The sequence below is a fragment of the Bacillus sp. MMSF_3328 genome, from assembly GCF_030733525.1.
GTDB classification, from domain to species: Bacteria; Bacillota; Bacilli; order Bacillales; family Cytobacillaceae; genus Bacillus_AB; species Bacillus_AB infantis.
This window is the reverse complement of sequence record NZ_JASHIV010000020.1, coordinates 38,831-65,746: the sequence shown is the minus strand read 5'-3', so window position 1 is coordinate 65,746 and position 26,916 is coordinate 38,831. Positions and strand designations below refer to the sequence as shown.

25 protein-coding genes are annotated in these 26,916 nt (G+C 45.3%); 17 read left to right on the top strand and 8 right to left on the bottom strand.

Annotated elements, in window-relative coordinates:
- Window positions 1-11: 11 nt before the first annotated feature.
- The gene (locus RBB45_RS21985; RefSeq protein ID WP_009794315.1) at window positions 12-248 is read right to left on the bottom strand and encodes a glutaredoxin family protein; all 237 of its coding nucleotides are present in this window, start codon (window positions 246-248) and stop codon (window positions 12-14) included.
- Between the two features lie 69 nt (window positions 249-317).
- The gene (locus tag RBB45_RS21980) at window positions 318-1,286 is read right to left on the bottom strand and encodes an MBL fold metallo-hydrolase (RefSeq protein WP_035402799.1); all 969 of its coding nucleotides are present in this window, start codon (window positions 1,284-1,286) and stop codon (window positions 318-320) included.
- 320 nt (window positions 1,287-1,606) lie between these two features.
- On the opposite strand from RBB45_RS21980, the gene RBB45_RS21975 reads away from it, so the two are divergent.
- Together RBB45_RS21975 and cbpB are read left to right on the top strand one after the other, a co-directional pair.
- Window positions 1,607-1,843 carry a YkuJ family protein gene (locus RBB45_RS21975; protein ID WP_094768870.1) on the top strand — a complete coding sequence of 79 codons (237 nt, stop codon included), beginning with the start codon at window positions 1,607-1,609 and terminating at the stop codon, window positions 1,841-1,843.
- A gap of 333 nt (window positions 1,844-2,176) precedes the next feature.
- A complete protein-coding gene (gene cbpB / locus RBB45_RS21970) occupies window positions 2,177-2,623 on the top strand; it encodes a cyclic-di-AMP-binding protein CbpB (protein WP_009794318.1) in 447 nt (148 codons plus the stop codon).
- 53 nt (window positions 2,624-2,676) lie between these two features.
- Here cbpB and RBB45_RS21965 read toward each other — a convergent pair whose 3' ends face one another.
- Window positions 2,677-3,408: a sulfite exporter TauE/SafE family protein gene (locus RBB45_RS21965; RefSeq protein ID WP_009794319.1), complete on the bottom strand. Its 732-nt coding sequence runs from the start codon at window positions 3,406-3,408 to the stop codon at window positions 2,677-2,679.
- A 110-nt stretch (window positions 3,409-3,518) separates the two neighbouring features.
- Between RBB45_RS21965 and RBB45_RS21960 the strand changes: the two genes are divergently transcribed.
- From RBB45_RS21960 to RBB45_RS21950, 3 genes are all read left to right on the top strand, one after another.
- The gene (locus RBB45_RS21960; protein WP_009794320.1) at window positions 3,519-4,403 is read left to right on the top strand and encodes a transcriptional regulator CcpC; all 885 of its coding nucleotides are present in this window, start codon (window positions 3,519-3,521) and stop codon (window positions 4,401-4,403) included.
- A 70-nt stretch (window positions 4,404-4,473) separates the two neighbouring features.
- On the top strand, window positions 4,474-5,184 hold the full coding sequence (dapD, locus tag RBB45_RS21955) for a 2,3,4,5-tetrahydropyridine-2,6-dicarboxylate N-acetyltransferase (RefSeq protein ID WP_009794321.1): 711 nt from the start codon (window positions 4,474-4,476) through the stop codon (window positions 5,182-5,184).
- Window positions 5,185-5,279: 95 nt separating this feature from the next.
- On the top strand, window positions 5,280-6,401 hold the full coding sequence (locus tag RBB45_RS21950) for an N-acetyldiaminopimelate deacetylase (RefSeq protein ID WP_306010334.1): 1,122 nt from the start codon (window positions 5,280-5,282) through the stop codon (window positions 6,399-6,401).
- Between the two features lie 91 nt (window positions 6,402-6,492).
- Here RBB45_RS21950 and RBB45_RS21945 read toward each other — a convergent pair whose 3' ends face one another.
- A complete protein-coding gene (locus tag RBB45_RS21945; protein ID WP_009794323.1) occupies window positions 6,493-7,377 on the bottom strand; it encodes a mechanosensitive ion channel family protein in 885 nt (294 codons plus the stop codon).
- A 197-nt stretch (window positions 7,378-7,574) separates the two neighbouring features.
- Here RBB45_RS21945 and RBB45_RS21940 point away from each other — a divergent pair, with 197 nt between their 5' ends.
- The 6 genes from RBB45_RS21940 (at window position 7,575) to RBB45_RS21915 (ending at window position 16,169) form a co-directional block, all read left to right on the top strand.
- Window positions 7,575-9,329, top strand: coding sequence for an ABC transporter ATP-binding protein (locus RBB45_RS21940; RefSeq protein WP_224950150.1), 1,755 nt, complete (start codon window positions 7,575-7,577; stop codon window positions 9,327-9,329).
- 12 nt (window positions 9,330-9,341) lie between these two features.
- Entirely contained in the window at window positions 9,342-11,159 is a 1,818-nt protein-coding gene (locus RBB45_RS21935) for an ABC transporter ATP-binding protein (RefSeq protein ID WP_224950152.1), read from the top strand.
- Between the two features lie 771 nt (window positions 11,160-11,930).
- A complete protein-coding gene (locus tag RBB45_RS21930; RefSeq protein WP_224950154.1) occupies window positions 11,931-12,836 on the top strand; it encodes a DUF4349 domain-containing protein in 906 nt (301 codons plus the stop codon).
- Between the two features lie 228 nt (window positions 12,837-13,064).
- Window positions 13,065-14,411 (top strand): cytochrome ubiquinol oxidase subunit I, encoded by a 1,347-nt coding sequence (locus tag RBB45_RS21925; protein WP_101550714.1) that lies wholly within the window; start codon window positions 13,065-13,067, stop codon window positions 14,409-14,411.
- 20 nt (window positions 14,412-14,431) lie between these two features.
- Window positions 14,432-15,445 (top strand): cytochrome d ubiquinol oxidase subunit II, encoded by a 1,014-nt coding sequence (locus RBB45_RS21920; protein WP_101550712.1) that lies wholly within the window; start codon window positions 14,432-14,434, stop codon window positions 15,443-15,445.
- 64 nt (window positions 15,446-15,509) lie between these two features.
- Window positions 15,510-16,169, top strand: a complete 660-nt coding sequence (locus tag RBB45_RS21915) for a potassium channel family protein (protein WP_022543668.1) — start codon at window positions 15,510-15,512, stop codon at window positions 16,167-16,169.
- Between the two features lie 104 nt (window positions 16,170-16,273).
- Here RBB45_RS21915 and rnjA read toward each other — a convergent pair whose 3' ends face one another.
- Complete coding sequence (gene rnjA / locus RBB45_RS21910) at window positions 16,274-17,941, bottom strand: ribonuclease J1 (protein WP_009794332.1); 1,668 nt, start codon at window positions 17,939-17,941, stop codon at window positions 16,274-16,276.
- A 6-nt stretch (window positions 17,942-17,947) separates the two neighbouring features.
- Window positions 17,948-18,157, bottom strand: a complete 210-nt coding sequence (locus RBB45_RS21905) for a DNA-dependent RNA polymerase subunit epsilon (protein WP_022543669.1) — start codon at window positions 18,155-18,157, stop codon at window positions 17,948-17,950.
- A 1,104-nt stretch (window positions 18,158-19,261) separates the two neighbouring features.
- Here RBB45_RS21905 and RBB45_RS21900 point away from each other — a divergent pair.
- A complete protein-coding gene (locus RBB45_RS21900) occupies window positions 19,262-20,158 on the top strand; it encodes a DMT family transporter (RefSeq protein ID WP_094768875.1) in 897 nt (298 codons plus the stop codon).
- Between the two features lie 35 nt (window positions 20,159-20,193).
- On the top strand, window positions 20,194-20,964 hold the full coding sequence (locus RBB45_RS21895) for a Cof-type HAD-IIB family hydrolase (protein WP_009791085.1): 771 nt from the start codon (window positions 20,194-20,196) through the stop codon (window positions 20,962-20,964).
- Window positions 20,965-21,006: 42 nt separating this feature from the next.
- Here RBB45_RS21895 and def read toward each other — a convergent pair whose 3' ends face one another.
- Window positions 21,007-21,561 carry a peptide deformylase gene (gene def / locus RBB45_RS21890; protein ID WP_009791086.1) on the bottom strand — a complete coding sequence of 185 codons (555 nt, stop codon included), beginning with the start codon at window positions 21,559-21,561 and terminating at the stop codon, window positions 21,007-21,009.
- 182 nt (window positions 21,562-21,743) lie between these two features.
- Window positions 21,744-21,878 carry a YjcZ family sporulation protein gene (locus tag RBB45_RS21885; RefSeq protein WP_009791087.1) on the bottom strand — a complete coding sequence of 45 codons (135 nt, stop codon included), beginning with the start codon at window positions 21,876-21,878 and terminating at the stop codon, window positions 21,744-21,746.
- A gap of 270 nt (window positions 21,879-22,148) precedes the next feature.
- Between RBB45_RS21885 and RBB45_RS21880 the strand changes: the two genes are divergently transcribed.
- The 4 genes from RBB45_RS21880 to RBB45_RS21865 all read left to right on the top strand — a co-directional run bounded on the left by RBB45_RS21880 (window position 22,149) and on the right by RBB45_RS21865 (window position 26,914).
- On the top strand, window positions 22,149-22,817 hold the full coding sequence (locus RBB45_RS21880) for a YkyA family protein (RefSeq protein ID WP_224950157.1): 669 nt from the start codon (window positions 22,149-22,151) through the stop codon (window positions 22,815-22,817).
- A 575-nt stretch (window positions 22,818-23,392) separates the two neighbouring features.
- Entirely contained in the window at window positions 23,393-24,508 is a 1,116-nt protein-coding gene (gene pdhA / locus RBB45_RS21875; RefSeq protein ID WP_009791090.1) for a pyruvate dehydrogenase (acetyl-transferring) E1 component subunit alpha, read from the top strand.
- Between the two features lie 3 nt (window positions 24,509-24,511).
- Window positions 24,512-25,489, top strand: a complete 978-nt coding sequence (locus RBB45_RS21870; RefSeq protein WP_009791091.1) for an alpha-ketoacid dehydrogenase subunit beta — start codon at window positions 24,512-24,514, stop codon at window positions 25,487-25,489.
- Window positions 25,490-25,573: 84 nt separating this feature from the next.
- Complete coding sequence (locus tag RBB45_RS21865) at window positions 25,574-26,914, top strand: dihydrolipoamide acetyltransferase family protein (protein WP_148950217.1); 1,341 nt, start codon at window positions 25,574-25,576, stop codon at window positions 26,912-26,914.
- Window positions 26,915-26,916: the final 2 nt, after the last annotated feature.

The following is a 26,916-nucleotide window of genomic DNA, read 5'->3' as shown; positions in this document are numbered from 1 at the left end:
TGCTCTTCTTCCTATTCGATATTCAGCTCTGCTTTTAACTTTTCCAGGTCAAAACCAGTTATGACGGTTTGATCGATCACAAAGGTTGGAGTGGAGTAGGAATTATATCTTTTGGTTAATTCTTCTCTGGCTTTTTTATCGGTGCTGATATCCTTCACTTCATATGAAAAGCCGTATTCCTGGAGGAAGCGCTTGGAAATCTCGCATGGCGGGCAGTCTGGCTGAGAATATAGGGTAATTTGCTTCATTTGAATTTGCTCCTTAATTTTCGTTGCACATCAAATATACCATATTTTAATGAAAGGCTATTATGCTCTTTACCGCAGTTTTTCCGTTTTATTGTCCCTTTTTGCCAAATAATCCGCAAGCCCCATCGCTGACACTTCTAAATCAAGTGACAGCAGGCTGTATATAGGATGGTCGTCCGCAATGCCCTTTTGGCTTAAATGGGCAAAGACCCTCTTTTTGAGGCGAGAGGCTATTTGGCCAGGTGCTTCATTATGTGAAGCGGCGTGAAAGGCTGTTTCTGCTTCTTCAATGAATATTTCAAGCCAGCTCCTGACCTGAAAATATGCTTCTGCAGGATTTCGCGATATGCCATAGTGCCCGAAGAAAAGGCAGTCAAGTTTTCTTGATTCATACAAAGAGATGGAAGCCAGCATTTTTTCAGGACTGAATTGATTTGGCGAAGTGGAAGGCAAGTAAAATTCAGTGCCCTCCCTATAAAGCTGAGGATAGAAGATGCCAGCCGTGTCGCCTGTAAACATTCCGTTTTCAGGGGGATAATAGACACTGAAGTGATGGTTTGCATGACCTGGTGTATCAAAAAAGGCTAGTGTACATGTATCGCTCAGCCTCAGCTCCCTTCCATCCTCCATTGCTTCCAGCCTGTCTGGCGGGATTGGGAGTATCGGATCAAAGAGAGCTTCAAATTGATCGCCGTATACGGCTTTTGCTCCGGCAATCAGGCGGGATGGATCTGCCAGATGTTTTTCGCCCTTTGGATGGACCATCACTTTTGCCTGCGGGCATGATTTGAGCAAAAGTCCAGCTCCCCCGGCATGATCAAGGTGAATGTGGGTGAGGATGATATATTTCACTTCTTTGACAGAGAGGTTTAACGCTTCGAGCCCATCAAGGATTCTTGTGACTGAAGGGCTTGCTGAGGTTTCAATGATGGCAAGGCTGTCTTCAGCCAATATGTAAGTTCCTGTCCGCTCTTCCATATTCAGGTCGTAACCATCGATTAAAAAAAGCTTTTCGGCTAACTTTGCCGGCTTTTGCAAAAAAATCACGTCCTTTTCCGAAGCTTTTGCTTGTACAAAGCATGTCATTATTTTATGCTGTTAATATTGGCATGTAAAGAATTACGGTTCGAATATTCTGATTTTAAATCTTTGGGATAGAAACATGCTGAAAGTGAAACCTAAGAGCAAGATGAAGGTTTGTATGAAGGAAAAGGAACGGAGCTTTCCCGTTTGCAGGTTCGCCGGCTTAAGGATGGAGCAGCTCCGCCGATGCTGCCGATTGGAATTGGGTTTCCAATGTCCTTCATATATAATGGCGGCATATATTTGATTTGGTTTTGTTCGAAAGGAGAGGGAGCATGTCACAGCTTCAAGGTATATTAACACGTCTAAAGAATTTACAGGAACAGTCAAGCAGCGGGGAACCCGCCCAGCGTTTCTTTGAGGTGAATGGCGAAAGAAAATGCCAGGTTACTTATCATCCAAAAACAGAGACATACGAGCTGGAAGTATATAATGACAAAGAAAAGCCAAAAAGATACCAGTTTGACAATATGGATATGATTACAATTGAAATCTTTGATCTCATCCAATAACGCAATTCCCTTTAAAGGAACCCTCGAGGTTCCTTTTTTGCGTTTTCCATGAGTATGCCTGCCTATGCATCAGGATAAACTTCAAAAATCAGTCTATCCTAATAGATAAAAGGGGTGAAGCCATGTTTCCGACAGTTGAATGTCCGAAATGCCATGAGGATGAAAGCATGGAACAGGTATTAACGGCACAATCCAACCAGAATGTTATTTATAGATGCCCAAAATGCCGTTTTACCATAAAAGATATTCCTACCAGCAAAGGGTAAGAAGGCCAGCGCCGAAAAAATATGATAAAATGAAAAAGTAAACACTTTCATTTGAGGAGTTTCGGCTATGATAAGTCTTCACAGTAGTGAGTATCTGGAAATAAGCATCAGGGACCTTATGATCCCTTCTGAAAGGGTAGCCCATGTACAAATTGGCAATACCTTGGAGCATGCCGTGCTTGTGCTGACCAAAAGCGGCTATACAGCGATTCCTGTACTGGATCCAGGCTATAAACTCCACGGCCTCATAGGCACTCCTTCCATCATGGATTCCATCCTCGGGATCGAAAGGATCGAGTTTGAAAAATTGGAGGAAAAACGGGTGGAGGCATGCATGAATCAAAATATTCCCCGCCTAAAAGCAGATTCGGATATGAAGCTGGCAATAGAGCTTTTGGTTGATCATCCCTTTGTCTGCGTCGAAAATGATGACGGTTTCTTTGAGGGAATATTAACAAGGAGAGCACTCCTTGACCGGCTGAACAAGCATGTGCGCAGACTGAACAGGAAATAATTTCAGCAGCTCCTGAGGGGGCTGTTTTTTTCTTTACAAAGAGTTTGGCTGCATCATTGCAGCAGTCTTGCTGACAACTGGATGATCAGGAGAATGGTGATACCATGAAGAAGCCTTTTCAGGCAGCGGGGATTGATTTTACCAGCTGCCCTGACAGCGAGATGGGCACCGAGGAGAGATCCTGTCAGCAGACAGAGGGAAGGCCTGAGCTGGAAGTTTCCTGCTGCAAGATAGATTGTGAACGATGCAAAGCAGCTGATGAATGTCTGGAATCGGCTGAAAGCCACCGCCCTGATATAATTAAATCCCTTATTCAAAAAGGTATACATAAGCAGGGTTCCCTGGCCAGGTCCAAAGAGCCCGTCATATGCCCCTATAAAATAGATGGACGGAAATAATCGCGGTGTGATGCCTGACTCGCCGGCAGTTTCCGCCGGCTTCTTCAGCATTGTGATGACAAGCGCAAAAACCAGCAGGGAAGCTGCAAGCATCGTCATGGCTTTTTCCGGGATGCTGTTGGCCAGTAGAGCGCCTGTGGCTCCTCCCGCAAGCCCGAAAGGCAGAGTCTGTAAACAGTCTCTCAAACCAATTTCCCTTTTCCGCAGCAGATAGAAAAAGCTGGAGAAAGAACTGAAGATATTTGAAAATTTAGCCGCCGCAACTGCAGTGTGGACAGGAATGCCGAGCAGGAGCATGGAGGGCATTCCGATAAGTCCGCCGCTCCCGGCAAGTGTTCCGATAAAAGCAGACAAAAAACCTATAAATATTAAAAGAGTATATTCCATTTCATCCTTCCTTCGCTATCATTGTATTCATTTCATGTTCATAATGAAAATCGGAAATTTTTAAGATATAATATAAGAAAAAGTTATAAAGTGAATAAGGGGAAGATTATATGTCAGCACTTTCTGAATTTCATCTATTATCGGTCCTGGCTCAGGAAATGAATATGAGAAAGGCGGCGGAACGGCTCTTTGTCTCACAGCCTGCCCTGTCGCAAAGGCTGCAGTCGATTGAAAAAGAATGGGAAACCAAATTGTTTGTGCGTTCTCAGAAGGGTCTTACCCTGACCCCTGCCGGCGAGCTGGTGATTCAGTTTGCCAATGAGGTCATTGGAAGAGAAGAAAAGGTCAAAGAATCCATCGGGGCCCTTAACTCAGAGGTGCATGGGACTTTAAAGCTGGCCGTTGCTTCCATTGTCGGGCAGAACTGGCTTCCCCAGGTTTTGAAGAAGTATATCAGCCGGTATCCTCAGGCTAAAATATCCCTTATGACAGGCTGGAGCAGCGAAATTTCCAAATCTCTGTATGAAGATCAGGTACATATCGGCATCATTCGCGGAACTCCTGACTGGAAGGGAGTCAAAATCCATCTGTTCAAGGACAGCCTCTACCTTGTTGACAAGGAAATCACCCGGCCTGAGCAGGTGCTTGAAACAGACCGGCCATTCATCCAGTTCAAAAGCGACTCTAATTATTATCAGGAAATCCAGGACTGGTGGATGAGGCAATTCAAGACCCCGCCTAAAAGGACTGTTGTTGTAGATCAGATTGAAACATGCAAACAAATGGCCTTTAATGGCATCGGCTATGCCATCCTTCCGGCAATCACGCTTAACGGAGCAGAAAAGGATATATTTAAGATTCCGTTATTGGATGAGAACAATGAACCAATAGAACGGGATACTTGGCTGCTGGGCTATGAGTCTGCCTTCAGGCTGAAGCAGGTAAGAGCATTTGCGGAATTGATAAGAGAGCATGTAGAAGAGGGGGGAAATTAGGTTTTTTTCTTGTTTTCGGTGCTTTTGTTTGTTAAAGTAATGCTAGTTACATACATAGGAGGCCTGTCACATGAAAATGATGGACGCAAATGAGATTATCTCATTCATACAAAATAGCACAAAATCAACACCGGTTAAATTATACGTAAAGGGCGATTTGGAAGGATTGGATTTCGGTCCGTCTGCTAAAACCTTCTTAACCGGCAATACTGCAGTAGTGTTTGGAGAGTGGGCTGAAATCAGCCAGGCGCTTGAAGCAAATGCTTCACAGATTGAAGACTATGTTGTGGAAAATGACCGCCGCAATTCAGCGATCCCATTGCTTGACATGAAAAACATCAAGGCGAGGATCGAGCCGGGTGCCATTATCAGGGATCAGGTTGAAATCGGGGACAATGCAGTAATCATGATGGGTGCATCCATCAATATCGGAGCGGTTGTAGGCGAAGGCACGATGATTGATATGAATGTGGTCCTTGGAGGCCGTGCGACTGTCGGGAAGAATTGCCATATCGGGGCGGGATCTGTTCTTGCAGGTGTCATTGAGCCGCCTTCAGCCAAGCCGGTTATCGTTGAAGATGACGTAGTCATCGGAGCAAATGCCGTTGTCCTGGAGGGCGTTACAGTAGGCAAGGGTGCTGTTGTTGCAGCAGGCGCCATTGTTATTGATGATGTTCCTCCATACACAGTAGTGGCTGGCACTCCGGCACGCGTCATCAAGGAAATTGACGAAAAGACAAAATCAAAGACTGAAATCAAGCAGGAGCTTCGCCAGCTGTAAAGGCAGGCTGGAGGACCGTGCCTTCCAAAAGGGAGACCGGTCCTTTTTTGTACCTTTTTTACGCAGGATTTTCACATTTAAAGGAGAGAGAACATATGAATCGGTTCATTCAGATTAGAAGGGATCTGCACCAGATTCCCGAGCTGGGATATAAAGAGTTCAAAACACAGCAGTATCTGCTTGATTATCTGGGGACACTTGACCAGGCCAATATGGAGATCAGAACATGGAAAACAGGCATTTTTGTGAAACTGAACGGGACAATGCCTGGCAAGCTGATCGGCTATAGAGCTGATATCGACGGCCTTCCGATTACCGAGGAAACGGGCTTCGAATTTTCATCCCGGCATGAAGGCAATATGCATGCCTGCGGACATGATTTCCACATGAGCATTGCCCTTGGCCTTATTGCCTATTTTTCGGAAAACCGTGTAAAAGATGATCTTTTGTTTATCTTCCAGCCTGCAGAGGAGGGACCTGGCGGTGCGGAGCCAATGCTGAAATCGGATATTATGAAAGAATGGCGCCCTGATATGATTGCGGCACTCCATATCGCTCCAGAATACCCGGCGGGGGCGGTTGCCGTTAAAGAAGGGCTCCTCTTTGCGAATACTTCAGAGCTTTTTATTGATTTAAAGGGAAAAGGAGGGCATGCCGCCTATCCTCATCAAACAAATGACATGATAGTCGCTGCATGCTCACTTGTCTCACAGCTTCAAACGGTCATAGCAAGAAATGTTGATCCTCTGGACAGTGCGGTCATTACGATTGGAAAAATCACCGGCGGGACGGTCCAGAATATTATCGCCGAGAAAGCAAGGCTCGAGGGGACAATCAGGACCCTTTCTGTGGAATCCATGGCAAGGGTGAAGAAAAGGATAGAGGCTCTGGTCAAAGGCACCGAAGCCGGCTTTGAATGCGAAGCGACGATAGATTATGGTGCCATGTACCATCAGGTCTATAATGACGAAGTGCTCACGAGGGAGTTCATGGACTTTTTGCGCACCGGAACTGAAGCAGAGGTGATTGAATGCAAGGAAGCGATGACAGGCGAAGATTTTGGCTATATGCTGAGCGAAATTCCGGGGTTCATGTTCTGGCTGGGGGCAGATTCGGAATTCGGTTTGCATCATTCCCGGCTGCAGCCAAAGGAAGAGGCAATAGAAAAAGCAATCTCTTATATGACGGCTTATTTGGAATATAAAGGGAACCGATAAAGCTGCAAGAAAGATAAAAGGATGATCCGATGAGGACCATCCTTTTTTAATATAAAATTTTGCAGCCCGATAAACATCTGCCCGGCCTTCTTCAATTACTGCTGTTTTTTTCAATATAGACCTGATGCGGATACGGGATTTCAATGCCGTTGGCGTCGAGCGCTTCTTTCAGCGCTTTGCGCAATTCCCGTTCAACGCCCCACTGCTCCATATTCTGCGTTTTTGCTATAATGCGCAGAACCACGTCCGAGGAGCCAAGAGACTGTATGCCTATCACATTCGGTCCGTCCATGATGCTCTCGTTACCCGCTTTCACCTTGTCGCATGCCTCCTGGAGAACCATGATTGCTTTATCGATGTCATCGTCATAGGAAATGCCAATATCGACAAGTGCTCTCATGTTTCCGCGGGAATGATTGCTCAGGCTCGTAATCTCCCTGTTGGGTACAAAATGGAGCGTTCCATCAAATCCCCTGATCTGCGTTGTTCTGAGGCCAACCTGCTCGACAATGCCGGAAAAGCTGGCAGCTGTGACATAATCCCCTACATCTATCTGTTTCTCAAGAAGCAGGAAGAAGCCTGTAACCACATCGCTCACAAGGCCCTGGGCGCCAAAGCCGATAGCAAGACCCACAACACCGGCACCAGCCAGGATAGCAGTAGCCTGGATCCCAAAAATCTGCAGGACGGTTACGGTAACAATAAAAATCAGTACATAAGAAAAAACATTGCTTGTCAGGCTTTTAAGCGTCTGGGCCCGTGCCGAAGAAATATTCTCCCGCTGTTCAAAAGTGTCGAAGCTCTTTGAAATAAGCCTGCCGCCTGCAGCTCTTACAATCAAAAAAATGATGAAGATGGCTGCAAGTTTTAGAATGGCTGCCCCTGCAGAGAAAGCGAGGGCTCCCCAATCAATATTTCCAAAATACTCTCCAGCTTCTCTTAAATTCAAAAAATCAATCCTTTCATATGTAAGCATTTTTTCATTCTAACAAACATACAGCGGGCTGAACAACAAATCCCCTTCCCGGCAGAAAAGAAAATCAGATTTTAAATAATCAAAAAAACTGGAAAATTCAGATTGAAAACTATAGATAATTATTTCGATAACCGTTATATTTAGTATTACGGTCTTTTATTTTTCAATTCTTAACAACGAGAGAGGGGGAAATGGAATTGGAAATATTTAAGAAACTTAAGGAATATTACTGGCCCTATAAGAAATATTTTATTTGGTCGATGGTATTCCTGCTGGCTGTGACAGGCATTACGGTGGTTTATCCGATGATTCTTCAGCTGACCATTGATGAGGTGGTGCTGGGAGGGAAATATGAATGGATTCCCTATTTAGCTTTCGGCTTCATCGGCATCATGTTCGTTAAAGGAATTGCAACTTATATTCATCAATATACTGGAGATCTATTTGGCATCACATCCGTATATAAACTGAGAAACTCACTGTATGAAAAACTGCAGTTCCTTCCATTCAAGTATTACGATAATGCAAAAACAGGGGATATCATGTCAAGGCTGACAGCAGATGTCGAGGGGTTCAGGTTTTTCCTGTCCTTCGGATTTTCAGAGCTGATCCGTTTCATCCTGCTTATCGGCATCAGTTTCTCTGTTATGTTTTATTACTCAGTGCCGCTTACCCTAGTGACACTTGCAACCCTGCCGTTTCTTGCTGTGGTAACCTTTAAATTTGATAAAGCTGTCCATCCTGCCTTCAGGGGCATCAGGAAGTCGTTCGGAAAGCTGAATACAAAGGTGCAGGAAAATATCAGCGGCATCAATACGGTGAAATCCCTTTCAAGGGAAGACTTTGAAATAGGGAAGTTCAACCGGTCCAATGAGGACTATAAAGACAATTATTTATTCACCTCCGATATCTGGGCAAAATATTTCCCGCTTATGGAGTTCCTGGGAAATCTCAGTGTCGTTCTCCTGCTTTCTTATGGCGGGTATCTCGTAATAGACGGATCCCTGCAGCCAGGGGAGCTTGTAGCATTCTACAGTCTTGTATGGTATATAATGTGGCCGATTATGAACCTCGGATTTGTCATCAATCTATTTTCCCAGGCCAAGGCTTCGGGCGAGAGGCTGCTGGAGATACTGGAAGCAGAAAATGAAATCAAAGAGACTGACCATGCTGCCGAACCCGACAGGATCCATGGGGAGGTAGACTTCAAGTCTGTATCCTTACAGTACACAAAGGAAGATAAAGAGGCGCTCCATGACGTTTCATTCAAGGCGCATCCTGGCAAGACAATCGGGCTCATCGGTGCAACCGGTTCAGGCAAAACAAGCGTAACCCAGCTGATGACGCGCTTTTACGAAGCATCTTCAGGGGAAGTGCTGATTGATGGAAGAAATGTCAGGGACTATTCACTTGACGCGCTGAGAAGCGGAATAGGCTTTGTCCTTCAGGAATCTTTCCTGTTTTCTTCATCCATTAAAGCAAATATTTCTTATGGAAGACCTGAAGCTTCCATAGAAGAAATCATGGATGCTGCTAAACGGGCACAGGCGCATGAATTCATCATGGAACTGCCTGAAGGGTATGATACCATGCTCGGGGAAAGAGGAATGGGCCTGTCCGGCGGCCAGAAACAGAGGATTGCAATAGCCAGGGCGATCTGCACAGACCCCGGCATCCTTATCCTGGACGATGCTACCTCTGCAGTGGATATGACGACAGAATTTAATATCCAGCAGGCACTAAAGGAAGTCATGAAGGGGCGGACGACCTTCATTATCGCTCACAGGATTTCTTCCTTGAAGCATGCTGATGAAATCCTTGTTTTTAAAGACGGCCGCATTGCTGAAAGGGGCCGGCATGAAGATCTGCTGAAGAATAACGGTCCATATCAGCGGATTTACGATATTCAATACAAGGACCATCAAAAGGTCCTCCAATCTCAAATAAGCTAAGGAGGGGTGAGCTTGAAGGAGACAGCAAAAGAAACAGTATTGAAAAGATTCCATTACTCAACAGATGATGTCATTGAAAAACCGTTTAACTGGAAGCAGATGTTCCGGCTGTTCAGCTATATGAAGCCGTACCGCAAGAAGCTGCTCCCTTTGTCGATCCTTATGGTATTGATCACGACTGCAGTTAGATTGATCATCCCGATTATGATCGGGGTTTATACACTTGATAAGGCGCTGAAGGACAAAGACACAGGGCTGCTCACTACCCTCGTCATTATCATTGCTGCCTTATATACGAGTTCTTATATAGCTAATATTTTCAGGATCAAATGGATGAATGCCCTTGGCCAGAATGTCATCTATGATTTAAGGAAGCATTTATTCGCCCATGTCCAGACCCTGTCACACCGTTTCTTTGATCAGCGGTCTGCAGGATCCATCCTTGTGAGGATCATGAATGATATCAACTCCCTGCAGGAACTGTTTACAAACGGTGTCATTAACCTGCTGATGGACCTTATATTGCTTTGCGGCATTTTTGTTATCCTGTTCACGTTAAGCCCGCAGCTGACATTGGCCATTATGGTCATTCTGCCGATCATGTTTTTTATCTCGACGAGCCTGCGCAGGAATATCAGGAGGTCCTGGCAGACGGTAAGGCTGAAGCAGTCAAAGCTCAACTCCCATTTGAATGAGAGTCTGCAGGGGATCAGGGTTACCCAGGCGTTTACACAGGAAAAAGAAAATATGATGTTTTTTGATGGTGTGAACAACGAGAATTTCGAAAGCTGGAGGCAGGCTTCACAAAAAAATGCCATGTTCAGGCCGCTTGTAGAATTGACCAATGCTTTCGGTACTGCAGCACTGATCTGGTATGGAGCCCACTTGATACAGAACGGCAGCATCACCATCGGTGTGTTCGTATCTTTTGCTTTTTATCTGGGAATGTTCTGGGAGCCGATTTCAAGGCTGGGTATGGTCTATAACCAGCTTCTGATGGGTATGGCCTCATCTGAGCGGATCTTCGAATTCCTTGATGAAAAACCGATCGTGTCAGAATCTGAAAATGCGATTGTCCTGGATGATATGAAGGGCCAGATTCAATTTAAGGATGCAGAGTTCTCCTATGATTCCAAGAGAACGGCATTAAACAAGATCAATCTGGAAATAAAAGCAGGCCAGACTGCTGCCCTGGTCGGCCATACCGGGTCAGGAAAAACAACCATTGCGAATCTGATCAGCCGTTTTTATGATCCTACCGAAGGAGCGGTTTTGATTGACGGTCATAATTTAAGGGATGTTTCATTAAAGAGCCTGCGGGCTAAAATCAGCGTAGTGCTGCAGGATACTTTTATTTTTTCCGGTACAATTGCAGAAAATATCCGCTTCGGCAGGCCAGATGCCTCTGAGGAAGAAGTAATCCGTGCGGCCGAGGCAGTCGGAGCAGCTGATTTCATCCGCAATCTCCCTAAAGGCTATGAGACAGAAGTTGAGGAAAGGGGAAATATTCTCTCAGTCGGAGAAAGGCAGCTTCTATCCTTTGCAAGGGCACTGCTCGCCGATCCGCGCATCCTGATTCTTGATGAAGCAACTGCCAGCATTGATACCGAAACCGAAATGAGGATACAGGAAGCCCTTAAAACCCTTTTAAAGGGAAGGACAGCCATCATCATTGCCCACAGATTGTCAACCATACGCGATGCTGACAAAATCTTCGTACTGGACCATGGCAGCATCCTTGAAGAAGGAAGCCACGAAGAACTGATGGACAAAAAAGGCCAATACTTCCAGCTGGTAAAAGCACAATTTACAATGCTGGATGCTATATAGAAATGCGGAAAAGCCTCGATCAGCCCCGACAAGCATAAGACGAGCAGGACGGAAGGTTGTTCTTTAACCTTCTGGCCTGATTGGCTTATGACTCGAGGGGCTAGGCTTTGGAGCTGGACAGAAAGAAAAGCGGAGGCGGCTTGCCCAGAGCCGACAAGCATAAGATGCGGCAGAATAAAAGGCGTTCTTTGCCTTTAATTCTGGCGTGGCTTATGACTCGAGGCTCTAGCCGCCGGAGCTGGACAGATTAGAAATGCGGAAAAGCCTCGATCACTAAGGAACGCAGACTAAGAACGCCACGTCCTGTGGCCACGTCTGCATGACCCGCGTCCTGCGGGCCTCAAGCATAAGACGAGCAGGACGGAAGGTTGTTCTTTAACCTTCTGGCCTGATTGGCTTATGACTCGAGGGGCTAGGCTTTGGAGCTGGACAGAAGGAAAAGCGGAGGCGGCTTGCCCAGAGCCGACAAGCATAAGACGCGGCAGAATAAAAGGCGTTCTTTGCCTTTAATTCTGGCGTGGCTTATGACTCGAGGCTCTAGCCGCCGGAGCTGGACAGGTAGAAATGCGGAAAAGCCTTGATCACTTAGGAACGCAGACTAAGAACGCCACGTCCTGTGGCAACGCCTGCATAATTCGCTTTATATTCATTTGAAAAAAAGTCACCATTTGGTGGCTTTTTGTGTTATTTGTAATAATCTTCATTAAAATGTAACTTTTCTGCAATCTTTGCGTCTGCTAATAAAAGAGCCGATTTTAAGGGGGATATGTTATGAAGTGGAAAGTGGTGCTATTCATATGTTTGAGCCCGATGATTCTCTTCGGCTGCAGCAGCGGAGAAAGCAAAAGTGAACAAGCTTCCGATTCAGCTGGCAAATCTGAGAGTTCATATGAAAAAGCTGAGTCTGCCGCTGAGTCAGCTGAACAGGATGCTGGGTCAGAGATAAGCAGCGGCGGGAACGAAGCAAAGGGGGCGGATCAGAGTACAGCGGCTGATAGGATGGTTATTTACAACGCAGAATTGGATCTTAGGGTAAAGGACTTCATGAAAGCACAAACAGCACTCGAGTCAAAAGCGGCCCAATACGGCGGGTTCATTTTGGAATCCAGCAGTTATCGGGATGATGAGAGGCAGCTTAGCGGTACACTGGTGATCAGAATCCCCCAGAAGAATTTTAATCAATTCTTGAATGATGCTGAAGGTACAGCCTCTAAAGTGGATAACAGACATGTAAGCGGCCAGGACGTGACAGAAGAATATGTGGATTTGGAGTCCCGCCTGCGGTCCAAGAGAGTTGTTGAAGAGCGGCTGATCTCTTTTATGGAAAAGGCTGAAAAAACTGAAGATCTGCTAAAGATCTCACAGGACCTTGCCGGAATTCAAGAGGAAATCGAACAGCTGGCCGGAAGAATCTACTATTTGAAGAACCAGACTGATTTTTCGACTGTAACGGTCAGCCTCTATGAGGATCAGACCCCTTCAATCGATAAAACCGATTTGAAAACGTGGGAGAGAACGAAAGAGCAGTTTACAGAAAGTCTTAGCTTCCTGCTTTCTGCATTTTCCGGGCTGTTTGTGTTCGTAGCCGGGAACCTTCCTGTGCTTATGCTCCTTGGAGTTATTGGGGTCATTTGCTATATAACTTACAGGAAATATAGACAGAAAAAGGATTCATGACCGAAAGACGCCGGAATGTGGTACATTCCGGCTTTTTCTTTTGAATTTGCACAAGCGGCTGGGATATTTTCAGGCTTTCTTTACATTTGAATAAGATTGCATCCATATGAATTAGGGTAAAAGACAGTCTGAAGCAGCTCAGGATAATGGACATACATACGGAATGAAAATGCTCTTATCGAGCCAAAGAAGCAAAAAATGAAAATATAGATGTCTGGAGGCTGGAAGATGGAATTGGATAGTGTCACATTGAGCAGGATGCTCACTTCTTTAACTCTTGCTTTTCATATTATTTTTGCCACCATCGGCGTTGGTGTGCCTGTGCTGATATCAGCAGCTGAATTCATTGGGATCAGGAAAAAGGATGATCATTATATCCTCCTGGCACGCAGATGGGCAAGGGGCTTCACCATCACAGTGGCGGTCGGGGTAGTAACCGGGACCTGCATCGGCTTACAGCTTTCTCTTTTATGGCCGAGCTTTATGCAGATTGCAGGCCATGTAATCAGCCTGCCGCTCTTCATGGAAACTTTTGCTTTCTTTTTTGAAGCCATCTTCCTGGGCATCTACCTTTATACATGGGACCGGTTCAAAAAGCCGCTTCATCATTGGCTGCTTTCAATACCCGTCATCATCGGCTCTTCTGCTTCTGCATTTTTCATTACTACGGTTAATGCATTTATGAATACTCCGCAGGGATTCAAGCTTGAAGGCAGGACCATCACGGAGATTGACCCGCTCGCTGCTATGTTCAATCCGGCAACCCCGTCAAAGGTGCTGCATGTCCTTACATCGTCATATATGACAGCTGCTTTCATACTGGCGAGCCTCGCTGCCTTTGCCATTCTGAGGGGCAGGGGGTCTGAATATCACCGGAAAGCACTGAAGCTTACAATGATTTGCGGTCTGCTTTTTTCTCTGGCAACTGCCATTGCAGGTGATATTTCAGCAAAATTCCTTGCAAAAGAGCAGCCGGAAAAATTGGCTGCAGCTGAATGGCATTTCGAAACAGAAAAAGGCGCTGATCTGATCGTCTTTGGGACGATTGATGAAAACAATGAAATAAGGAATGAAATCCGTATACCAAATGCACTGAGCTTCCTTGCAGGCAGCTCCTTTGATACAGAAGTGATTGGCCTGAATGAATTTCCGGAAGATGAACGGCCTCCGCTATGGATCCACTATCTGTTTGATTCGATGGTTTCAATCGGCTTCTTTGCTCTCGGCATTTCTGCGCTGTTTGTCTTTCTGTCATATTGGAAAAAGGCTAACCCTTTGAAAAAGTGGCTGCTGTTCCTCATTGTCTGCTCAGGGCCTCTATCCATGCTCGCAATCGAATTCGGCTGGATCTATGCCGAGGTCGGCAGACAGCCCTGGATATTAAGAGGCTATATGAAGGTGGCGGAGGGGGCTACACAGGCAGATAATGTGGGCGTGACCTTCTTGATGTTTTTAGCTTTGTACATTGTATTGGGGATCATCACAGTCACTGTGCTGCTTAAAATGTTCAGAAATAAGCCGGCACAAGCCGAATTTAATGACCGTTTCCCGGACTCTCCGGGTATAGGCCAATAAACGGGGAAGGGGTGGGAGACATGAGCATTGAAATCCTTGGCATAACGGTTCTCTGGGTATTTCTCTATGGATATGTTATTGTGGCATCAATCGATTTTGGAGCCGGTTTTTTTGCTTATTATGGACGGGTCACAGGGAAGGAGCATGTGATCAGCCACATTATCAGCAGATATCTATCTCCTGTATGGGAAGTGACCAATGTCTTTTTTGTTTTCTTCTTTGTCGGGCTGGTCGGCTTTTTTCCGGATGCAGCCTATTATTATGGAACTGCTTTGCTGATACCCGGAAGCATTGCCCTCATCCTCCTTGCCATTAGAGGATCATTCTATGCATTCGGGAATTATGGCTCAAAGGACAATTCGTTTTATCTGTTTCTTTATGGCGCAACGGGCCTGCTGATACCCGCAGCACTGTCGACGGCATTGACGATTTCTGAAGGGGGATTTATTGAAGAACAGGGAAATAAGGTCATTTTCCTTGCTGGAGAGCTTGTAAGCTCCCCTTATTCCTGGTCTGTGGTGATTCTTGCCATTGTATCGGTGCTCTTTATCAGTGCTGTATTTCTTACTTATTATGCAGACAGGGCTGGAGACACTCCAGCAAGGGATCTGCTGAGGACGTTTGCCCTGTTCTGGAGTCCGCCAACCATTCTTGCCAGCTTCCTTGTCTTTGCTTCATTAAGGGAGCATAATGAGCGCCATTTCAATAATGCTTTAGAGATTTGGTGGATGTTTGGCTTATCGCTTCTCTGTTTTCTGGCCGCTATGCTGATGGTTTATAAGAAAAAGAGATTTGGGACCAGTTTTATCCTGGTTATGCTTCAATTCTTTTTCGCCTTTTTCGGATATGGCGCTTCCCATCTCCCTTACATCCTTGACCCGTTCATAACGATCTATTCAGGTTATACAAATCCTGAAATGGGGATGGCACTGGTTGCGGCATTTATAGCAGGGCTGCTGCTCCTCATCCCGTCATTGATCCTCTTGATGAGGCTGTTCCTGTTTAATGCCGATTATGTTAAGGGTGAAAAGTGAATGCTACTAAGAGTTAAGCTATGATAAAATAGAGACGAACTTTGAAACTGCTGGAGGAATATCCGTGAAAAAAGAATTTGCCGTAATAGGTTTAGGACGGTTTGGAGGAAGTATTTGCAGGGCGCTCGCAGAAGAGGGCATGGAGGTAATGGCAATCGACAATGATGAGGACAGGGTGAACGAATTTGCACTGATTGCATCTCATGCCGTTGTCGGGGATACCACCGATGAAAATGTTCTTAAAAGTCTGGGCATCAGGAATTTCGATCATGTCATTGTCGCCATTGGTGACAATATCCAGGCCAGCATCCTTACAACGTTGATTCTAAAGGAAATCGGTGTGAACAAGATTACTGTAAAAGCGCAAAATGATTATCATGAGAAAGTCCTGCGCAAAATTGGAGCAGACCATGTTGTCCATCCTGAAAGGGATATGGGCAGAAGAATTGCCCATAATATTGTCTCCAACAATGTACTGGATTATCTTGAACTTTCAGATGAACACAGCATCGTGGAGATTGTGGCCAGCGATAAGCTTGGCGGAAATTCGATTATCGATTTGGATGTCCGTGCCAATTATGGCATCAATATTGTTGCGATTAAAAGAAAAAATGAAATCATCGTATCCCCGCAGGCAAATGAAGTGATACGGGAAGATGATATCCTCATCGTTATTGGGGCAGATGTTGATATCAACCGCTTTGAGAAGAAGCTGATGGCTTAACCCAAGCCCCGGCAGGACCTGCGAAAACGGCAGATGTCCATTGACTGCTTGTAAAATGGAAAAAGCACTCACAAATATTTGTGAGTGCTTTTTAATATGGTTTATTACACTTCCATAATGATCGGAAGGATCATTGGACGGCGCTTTGTTTTTTCATAAAGGAAAGGTGATAGTGTGTCAGTAATTTCATTTTTAATTTCAGACCACTGTGTCGTTTTTCTTTCCATGACCTTGTTCAGATGCTTAGAGATCAAGGATTGGGCATCGCTGATCAAGTCGCCTGATTCACGCATGTAGACGAAGCCGCGGGAAATGATATCAGGACCTGCGGAAATCTTAAAGTCTTTCATGTTGATGCTGACTACGACAACGACCAGACCTTCCTCAGAAAGGATCCTGCGGTCTCTGAGGACGATATTTCCGATGTCACCCACACCGCTTCCGTCGATATATACAGAACCTGAAGGAATCTTTCCTGCCACCTGAGCGGTATCCTCGCTCAGGGCCAGAACTTCTCCATTGTCCATTATAAAGCAGTTTTCTTCAGGAATGCCGCAATCTATCGCAAGTTTAGAGTGCATTTTCTGCATTCTGTACTCTCCGTGGATCGGCATGAAGAATTTCGGCTTGATCAGTCGAAGCATCAGTTTTTGCTCCTGCTGGCCGCCATGCCCGGAAGTATGGATGTCGTTCAGCGGACCGTGAATGACTTCTGCACCTGCACGGGACAGCATGTTGATTGTTCTGCTGACACTGATCGTATTTCCCGGAATAGGAGAAGATGAGAACACTACTGTATCACCTGGGTTGATCTGGATCTGGCGGTGTGTTCCATTGGCAATCCGTGATAGGGCTGCCATAGGCTCTCCCTGGCTTCCTGTGCAAAGGATGGTAACCTGGTTGGCTGGGAGCCTGTTGATCTGCTGTGCGTCTATGAATACATCCTTAGGAGCGCTTATATAGCCAAGCTCCCGCCCGATGTTGATCGCAGCTTCCATGCTCCGGCCAAAAACAGCCACTTTTCTGCCATTGGTCACAGCAGCCTCGATAACCTGCTGAAGGCGATGGATATTAGAAGCGAATGTTGCAAAAATAATCCGTCCATCCACTTTGCGGAAAATGTCATGAATGCTTTCTCCTACACGGCGTTCAGACATAGTGAAATTAGGAATTTCACTGTTGGTGCTGTCAGAAAGGAGGCATAGGACACCATCCTTGCCGATCTCTGCCATTTTTGTAAGGTTCGCAGGCTCCCCGACAGGAGTGAAGTCAAACTTGAAATCCCCGGTATGGACTACCTGCCCCGGCGGAGTTTTCACTACTACCCCATATGAATCAGGGATGCTGTGTGTAGTCCGGAAGAAAGTGACAGAAGTTTTTCGGAATTTGATAATATCATCTTCCTTGATTTCAATCATTCTTGTCTTTCTCAAAAGGCCATGCTCTTCCAGCTTATTGCGAAGAAGGCCAAGGGCGAGCTTACCGCCGTACACAGGAATATTCACCTGTCTTAATAGATAAGGAATGCCGCCGATATGGTCTTCATGTCCGTGCGTAATGAAGAGGCCTTTGATTTTGTCTTCGTTTTTAACTAAATACGTATAATCAGGGATTACATAATCAATTCCCAGAAGCTCATCCTCAGGGAATTTAATGCCAGCATCGATCAGGATGATTTCATCCTGGAACTGGACTGCATAAGTGTTTTTGCCGATTTCCCCAAGTCCTCCAAGGGCAAATACAGCTGTTTGATCGTTCTTGACAAATTTCATAAATTATCAGATCTCCAATACTTTAAAGTCTTCGTTTCTTTTTTCATATTCCAGGTAATCGCCTTCAACAGGGACTACGAGTTCAATGTTATAGTGTTTGTCCGCCAGCTTCGTACGTACATCTTTCGGGGAATCTCCATCAACATAAACGGTTTTCGTTTTTTCCCTCACTGGGACTTCTTTAATGGATTCCTGGTAATAAACTTTAAAAATCATCATAAATCGCTCCTTAATCCGATATAACTTTTTCTATTATATAAAAAAATAACATGTTTTTCATGTTTTTTCTTTTAAAAGAACATAAAGCACAGTTTTTCCTTATATTTCCGGGGGATAACGAACGCCCCAAAAAGGAATTTTCAGTTTGTTGATTTACACTGTCCACCGCCCTGGCGTGTTATCTTCAGAGGTCCGTGGAGAGGCTTTTCCGCATTTTCATTTTCCGGCTCCGGCGGCTAGAGCCTCGAGTCATAAGCCACGCCAGAATTAAAGGCAAAGAAAGCCTTTTATTCTGCGGTGTCTTATGCTGGGCCCACAGGATGTGGGTCATGCAGGCGTTGCCACAGGACGTGGCGTATTTAGCCTGCGTTCCTTTACCTGAGCAAGCCGCCTCCGCTTTTCTCATTGTCCAGCTCCAAAGCCTAGCCCCTCGAGTCATAAGCCAATCAGGCCAGAAGGTTAAAGAACAACCTTCCGTCCTGCTCGTCTTATGCTTGAGGCCCGCAGGACGCGGGTCATGCAGACGTTGCCACAGGACGTGGTGTTCTTAGTCTGCGTTCCTTTGTGACCAAGGCTTTTCCGCATTTCCCATTGTCCAGCTCCAGTGGCTAGAGCCTCGAGTCATAAGCCACCCAAGAATTAAAGGCAAAGAACGCCTTTTATTCTTGCGCGTCTTATGCTTGTCGGCTCTGGGCAAGCCACTTCCGCATTTCTATGTAACCTTTATACAATTTACCTTAAAGAAGGAGCCCTTCGCAAGTTTGAAGGGCTCTGGGGTTATGCGATCGATTTTTTGCGAAGCATGTCTTTCCACTGTTTCAGGAGCTTTTTGCGCAGCTTCTTTAACATAGTGGATCATCTCCTTACTTCCTATTTTAACCCAACCTTGTCCAATGTAAAGGATTACAATTACTGCTGCCGAACACAACCGTTTTTTTGGGGGGCATTAAGAAAGCCGCCTTTTCTTCTATTATATGATGAAAAGGCCAAAAATCTCATGGATAATGATGGAATAATGTTAAATATGCTGGATTGACATTTAGCATTTCAAGGGTTAGCTTTTAACAGAGTGAAAGTTATCTTGGAAAGAAGAGTGGAAAAATGGGTAAGCTTTATAGTGCGCTGATCGCTCTAAGTCTGATTTGGGGCACATCATTCCTTTTTATTAAAATTCTGCTCCATGATCTGGGCCCTGAGGCGGTTGTCTTCGGCAGATGCCTATTTGGTGCAGCAGCATTGTGGGGGATCAGCTTTATTAAAAGAGAAAAGATTCAGTGGAAACGCCTGCCTTTCAGGTTGCTGATCCTGGTCGGGCTCATCAATAATGCACTTCCCTGGTATTTTATTTCTAAAAGCGAGACGGCCATTTCATCGAGTATGGCCTCTGTCATTAATGCCACTACACCGATCTGGACGATCATCATTGGGTGGCTTTTCTTCGGTTCAAAGCTCCGGAAAAGCCAGTGGGCCGGTATTATGATCGGATTCTTCGGTATTTTTATTCTCAGCGGTTTCCGGACCGGGGATTTGGCAGAGGGGAATACCGCAGGAATCGTATTCATGTCTATGGCAGCATTCTGCTATGGATTAGGGACCCATCTGTCCAAAAAGTATCTCGAGGGCGTTTCCGTCCTTCAGATTTCCCTTTTTACGCTTACATCAGCCGCCCTGGCAAGCGGCCTGTATACCGGGATTGCATCTCCTTCCAGCATCCCGCTTCTTTTTGCGCCGGAAAGACTCGGTTCTCTAGTTATACTCGGCGCCCTGGGCTCGGGCGCAGCCTATCTGCTATACTATTTCCTTGTACAGAAGGGAAGCCCGGAGTTTGCCTCCCTCGTCACCTATATCGTCCCCGTATCGGCAATCGCATGGGGGTACTTTCTCCTTGGCGAGCATATTAAGCCAGGGATGGCTGTTGGCCTGGCTGTCATCTTTCTGGGAATATATATTTCCTCCTATAAAGTCAAGAGGGTAAAGAAACAAGATCTGGCTGCTTAAGAATGCAGTCCATGCAAATGGAAAGGAAGTAAAAAATGAAGAAAATTGTTTTTTTTGATATTGATGGAACACTGCTGGACCACGGCAAAAACCTTCCGGTAAAAACGAAGGAAGCAATCAGGCTCCTTCAGGAAAAGGGGGTATTTACGGCAATCGCGACCGGCCGTGCTCCTTTCATGTATGAAAGTCTCCGGGAAGAGCTGGGCATTGATTCTTATGTCAGCTTTAATGGCCAGTACGTGGTGTTCGAGAATGAACCGATCTATGCCAATCCTTTGGACACAAAAGAGCTGGAAAGGCTTTTAGAACATGGAAAAAGGAATGGGCATCCGCTCGTTTTTATGAACGAATCAACCATGAAATCAAGTGTGCCGCACCATCCCCATATTGAGGAAAGCCTTGGCACACTTAAGTTCCCGCATCCTGAGAAAGATGAAAGCTTTTATAATGGGCGGGAAATCTACCAGTCCCTTATTTTTATGGATGACAGTCTCGAACAGGAGTATCGCGAAGGATACGGGAAATTCCATTTCATCAGATGGCATCCCCATTCCGTCGATGTCCTTCCTGCCGGGGGCTCAAAAGCGGAGGGCATAAAGAAAATGATCAGCCGTCTCGGCTTTGCAATTGAGGATGTGTATGCATTCGGAGATGGCTTGAATGACATTGAAATGCTCCAGGCCGTCGGCACGGGGGTTGCCATGGGCAATGCTGAAGAAGAAGTGAAGCGCCATGCGGACCATATCACCTCAGATGTCGGGGAAGACGGAATCTGGAACGGTTTGAAAAAGCTTGGTTTGATATAAGAAAAAAGAAGCAGGCAAAGGGGCCTGCTTCTCCTTTTAGGATTACCTTTCAATCGGGAGGGCATCCTTCATTATTTCAAACGGGTTTTCCTTATTGATATGGTCATAGAACATGACTCCGTTCAGATGATCGATTTCATGCTGAAAAACGATTGCCGGTAGGCCTCTCAGCCTTAGTTTCACTTCTCTGCCGTCTATATCAAAGGCTTTGAGGGTAATCCTTGCATAGCGCGGAACAAACCCGGGAAAAGGCTCATCGACTGAGAGACATCCTTCTCCGGACGTTAAAAAGGCTTTCTCGACCGAATGGCTGACGATTTTCGGGTTGAAAAGTGCAAAGCTGTACAGTTTCCCATCTGTATCAGTCACATGGACTGCAATCATTCTCTTCAGGCAGTCAATCTGCGGGGCGGCAAGCCCAATTCCAGGCCTCAGCCCATACTTTTCAGCCAGGGCAGGATTTTGGCTGTTTCTTACATATTCCATCATTTCGGCAAGAGTCTGTTTATCTTCGGCAGAAGGGGGCATAGGCACCTCTTCAGCCGTTTTCCTGAGGGATGGGTGGCCATCCCGGATAATATCCGCCACTGTTATCATTAAAAATCCACTCCTGTGCATGCCTTTTTCGGCAGAAATTTATTATAATATGTTTTAACTGCTGTGCTGGCGGGTAAGTGATTAAAGTTCAGGGAGCTGTATGTACGTCAATAGTCTAACAGACATAAAGAAAAAAGTTAATAAAGAAAAGGTGCTCTGTCGAAGCACCTTTTCGGCTTGTATTAGAATTTCCAGCAGGAACAGCCTACAATAATAAGAAGAATGAAGAGAACGACAATTAAAGCAAATCCTCTTCCGTAGCCAGCTCCGCCTACAGGGTAGCCGCAGCCGTAACCGTATCCACCATAACCATACATAAGGATAACCTCCCTGAAATAAAGTATCGTCCCCTACATATTTATAAGTTTTATGGACGATTTACTATAGCCTATGAAAGAAGGAAAAAATGGTGTAGGCCGCTGCCCAGTCATAAATGAAAAGAATGAAGAATATGTATCTTTATGGCATTATCCTGCTGAATTCTAATTAAATGGTTGGACAAGCTTTTTCATAAAATTAATGAAGAATCTTGGACCACACCTATATGCAGCTTATATGCAGCAGCTATTTTCCACTTAGGGGGTTTAATGATGTCCGTTATCAGAAAGAAAAAAGTACTGGCTGTATTATTTTTAAGTTTGTTTGTGCTCGGGGGATGCATGAACAAGGAGACACCAGGTGAAAAAGCCTACAGCCTTCTGGAGAAAACTGCAGAAGCAGAAGACGGGTTTGAAAAGCAGCAGGACCCGCTTGTTAAACTGGAAAAGCAGGAAAAAGAACTTTATGATCAGATCATTGCGCTGGGCATGAAGGAATTTGACCAAATTAAAAAGCTGTCAGATGAAGCCCTTGAAGCCGTGGGGAAGAGGGAAGAGCTCATGAATAAAGAGCAGGAGAGCATTGAATCCTCCAAAGAAGAATTTGCACCTCTTGAGGATATCATCCCTGACATTGAAGATAAGGAAGCAAAAGAAAGTGCTGAGGAACTGTACAAAGTGATGATGGACCGTTACAGCGTCCATGATGAACTATACAGTGAATATAAGAAGGGCCTTGAACTGGACAAAGAGCTGTATTCGCTGTTCAAGAAGGAAGACCTGACAATGGAGCAGCTGGAAGCCCAGATTGAAAAAATCAATCAATCCTATGAGCAGCTGACGGTCCATAATAAAGAATTTAATGAGCTGACAAAAAAATATAATGAAATAAAATTATCCTTCTATAAGCAGGCTGGTGTAGAGGTTGCTGCTGAGTAAACATAAGCATAGAGTCAACGCCTGTTAAAAGGGGAATATTCGAGAAGTCTTTCGGTCAGATGATGCCGAAAGACTTTTTGTGCTGGACACAAAGTATTTTTTTAAAATAATTCTTCCTAAATAATTCTTCTCTTGTTATAACACATCCTGTTAAAAAGCTGCTTTTTTATAGTACAGTTAATAAGGACTTATTAATACAGTTTTTTAAAATACTCGAAATAATTTTTGAAAAATAGGTTTAAATAATTGACTGTAACGGATTTCTTATAATAAAATGAGTAAGGTGATTTCATTGCTTGTATCAGTGAGACATATATAATTCAATGATACAGAAAATGATTGTAAAGAAATATCAGAATAGACGTTTTTTCCGGAGGCATCTGTGGAAAACTAAGTAAAACTATGTTTTGCAGCTGTCAAAGGATGAGCCGGACAGTTTTTTTGCATGTACGGCTAAATTTAATAGGGAAAAAACAAAAGCAGATTTCTAAGATGAATTCATTTTGGGTATTCTAAGCTTTGTGTATTTATCTCTTAAAATAATGTCTTTTTAATGAAAGGAAAGGGTGACAAAGATGGCTTCTAAAACGAAGAAAGCACAATTGGATGCTACTAAAGCGCTTGAGGCGGTAGAAGAGCAGTTTGAAATGTTTCAAATATTGAATGAAGAAGGCGAAGTCGTAAATGAAGCGGCAATGCCTGAATTAAGCGATGAGCAGCTTCAGGAATTGATGCGCCGCATGGTATACACTCGTATTCTTGATCAGCGTTCCATCTCTCTAAACAGACAGGGGCGCCTTGGATTCTATGCGCCGACAGCAGGACAGGAAGCTTCACAGCTTGCTTCACAGTTTGCTCTTGAGAAGGAAGACTTCATCCTTCCGGGATACCGCGATGTTCCTCAAATGATCTGGCACGGCCTGCCGCTGTATCAGGCATTCTTGTTCTCACGCGGACATTTCCACGGCAACCAGATGCCTGAAGGTGTGAATACAATTTCACCTCAAATCATCATCGGCGCTCAGATCATCCAGGCTGCAGGTGTGGCTCTTGGGATGAAGAAGCGCGGTGCCGGTTCAGTAGCTATTACATACACTGGCGACGGCGGAGCTTCACAAGGTGATTTCTACGAAGGTCTTAACTTTGCAGGGGCATTTAAGGCTCCAGCGATCTTTGTTGTTCAAAACAACCGCTTTGCGATTTCCACTCCGGTAGAAAAGCAATCAGCGGCTAAGACTGTAGCTCAAAAAGCAGTCGCAGCAGGTATCCCTGGAGTTCAGGTAGACGGAATGGATCCCCTTGCTGTATATGCAGCAGTCAGCGATGCCCGCAAACGTGCAGTAAACGGCGAAGGCCCGACTCTGATTGAAACGATGACATACCGCTATGGCCCGCATACAATGGCTGGCGATGATCCGACTCGCTACCGTACAACGGACCTTGACAACGAATGGGAAAAGAAGGATCCTTTAGTCCGTTTCCGCAAATTCCTTGAAAACAAGGGCATCTGGAACGAAGAAAAGGAAAACGAAGTAATCGACCAGGCTAAAGAAGATATCAAAGAAGCAATCAAGAAAGCTGACGGTTATCCGAAGCAGAAAGTAACAGACTTCATGGAGAACATGTATGAAGAAATGCCTCGTAACCTTAAAGAACAATATGAAATTTACCAAGCAAAGGAGTCGAAGTAAGCGATGGCGCAAATGACAATGATCCAGGCAATCACCGATGCGTTGCGCACAGAAATGCGCAATGATCCGAACGTACTTGTGTTCGGTGAAGACGTAGGCGTTAACGGCGGTGTATTCCGTGCTACGGAAGGTCTTCAGAAAGAGTTCGGCGAAGACCGCGTATTCGATACTCCACTTGCTGAATCTGGAATTGGCGGTTTAGCAATTGGTCTTGGCCTTCAGGGCTTCCGTCCAGTGCCGGAAATCCAATTCTTCGGATTTGTGTTCGAAGTAATGGACTCAATCGCCGGCCAAATGGCGCGTATGCGCTACCGTTCAGGCGGCAGATACCATTCTCCTGTCACTGTGCGTTCTCCTTTCGGGGGCGGAGTGCATACTCCGGAACTTCACTCTGACAGCCTTGAAGGGCTGATGACTCAATCACCAGGTCTAAAGGTGGTTGTGCCTTCAACTCCTTACGATGCAAAAGGACTTCTGATTTCATCTATCCGTGACAACGATCCGGTTATTTTCCTTGAGCATCTTAAGCTATACCGTGCATTCCGTGAAGAGGTGCCTGAAGAAGAATACACAATTCCTCTTGGCAAGGCTGATGTGAAGCGTGAAGGTTCAGACCTTTCCATCATCACATACGGAGCAATGGTTCATGAATCATTAAAAGCAGCAGAAGAACTTGAAAAAGAAGGCTATTCAGTAGAAGTAGTAGACCTTCGTACAATCGCACCGCTGGACCTTGAAACAATCATTGCCTCTGTAGAGAAAACAGGCCGTGCCATTGTGGTCCAGGAAGCACAGAAGCAGGCAGGCGTAGCTGCTCAGGTTGTTGCTGAAATCAATGAAAGAGCGATTCTCAGCCTGGAAGCTCCAGTTCTCCGCGTAGCAGCACCTGATACTGTCTATGCTTTCTCTCAAGCAGAAACAATCTGGCTGCCAAACTACAAAGATGTACTGGAAACAGCTAAAAAAGTACTTACTTTCTAATAGATCAATTTCTTAATGGGAGAGGGAAGTTTTTTCTCCCTTTCCTGCATCATCACTCAATTTACTAACAGGAAGGTGAACCCATTGTCATTCCAATTCAGATTACCTGATATCGGTGAAGGTATCCACGAAGGTGAAATCGTAAAATGGTTTATTAAACCAGGCGATAAAGTTCAAGAAGATGACGTATTGTGCGAAGTGCAAAACGATAAATCAGTAGTAGAAATTCCATCCCCAGTTGAAGGGACTGTTGAAGAGGTCCACATCAGCGAAGGAACAGTTGCTACTGTTGGACAAGTGCTCGTATCTTTTGACGCACCGGGGTATGAGGATTTACAATTTAAAGGTGAACACGGTGATGAAGCGCCGGCCGAAAAAACGGAAGCACAGGTTCAATCAACAATGGAAGCTGGCCAGGATGTGAAGAAGGAAGAAGCTCCTGGACAGGAAGACGCCGGTAAAGGCACAGTTATTTCCCAGCCCGATGTTGATCCTGACCGCAGAATTATCGCTATGCCATCAGTGCGCAAGTTCGCACGCGACAAAGGCGTTGATATCCGCCAGGTAGCAGGCAGCGGTAAAAACGGACGTGTGCTGAAGGAAGATATTGAATCATTCTTGAACGGAGGCTCTCAAGCACCTGCTCAGGAAGCACCACAGGCAGAGGCAGCTAAGGAAGAAGCAGCAGCACCAGCGGCAGCAGCAGCAGCTCCTCAAGGCCAATATCCGGAAACCCGCGAGAAAATGAGCGGAATCCGCAAAGCGATTGCAAAAGCTATGGTTAACTCCAAGCAGACTGCACCGCATGTTACATTAATGGATGAAATCGATGTAACAAAACTGGTAGCACACCGTAAGAAATTCAAGGAAGTTGCAGCAAACAAAGGCATCAAGCTTACATTCCTGCCTTATGTGGTAAAGGCATTGACTAGTGCACTGCGTGAATTCCCGGCGCTCAACACGTCAATTGACGATGCTGCTGGCGAGATCATTCACAAGCATTACTACAACATTGGAATTGCTGCTGATACAGAGAAAGGCCTGCTTGTTCCTGTTGTGAAGGATGCTGACCGCAAATCTACATTTGCTATCTCTGATGAAATCAACAGCCTGGCAACCAAGGCCCGTGACGGCAAGCTTGCTGCGGATGAAATGAAAGGCGCTTCTTGCACAATTACCAATATCGGCTCTGCGGGCGGACAATGGTTTACACCTGTCATCAATCATCCTGAAGTAGCGATCCTGGGAATTGGCCGCATCGCTGAAAAGCCTGTAGTGAAAGATGGAGAAATCGTTGCAGCACCAGTTCTTGCACTTTCTTTAAGCTTTGACCACAGAATCATCGATGGCGCAACAGCACAAAATGCATTAAACCACATCAAGCGTTTACTCAACGATCCAGAACTATTGTTAATGGAGGCGTAATT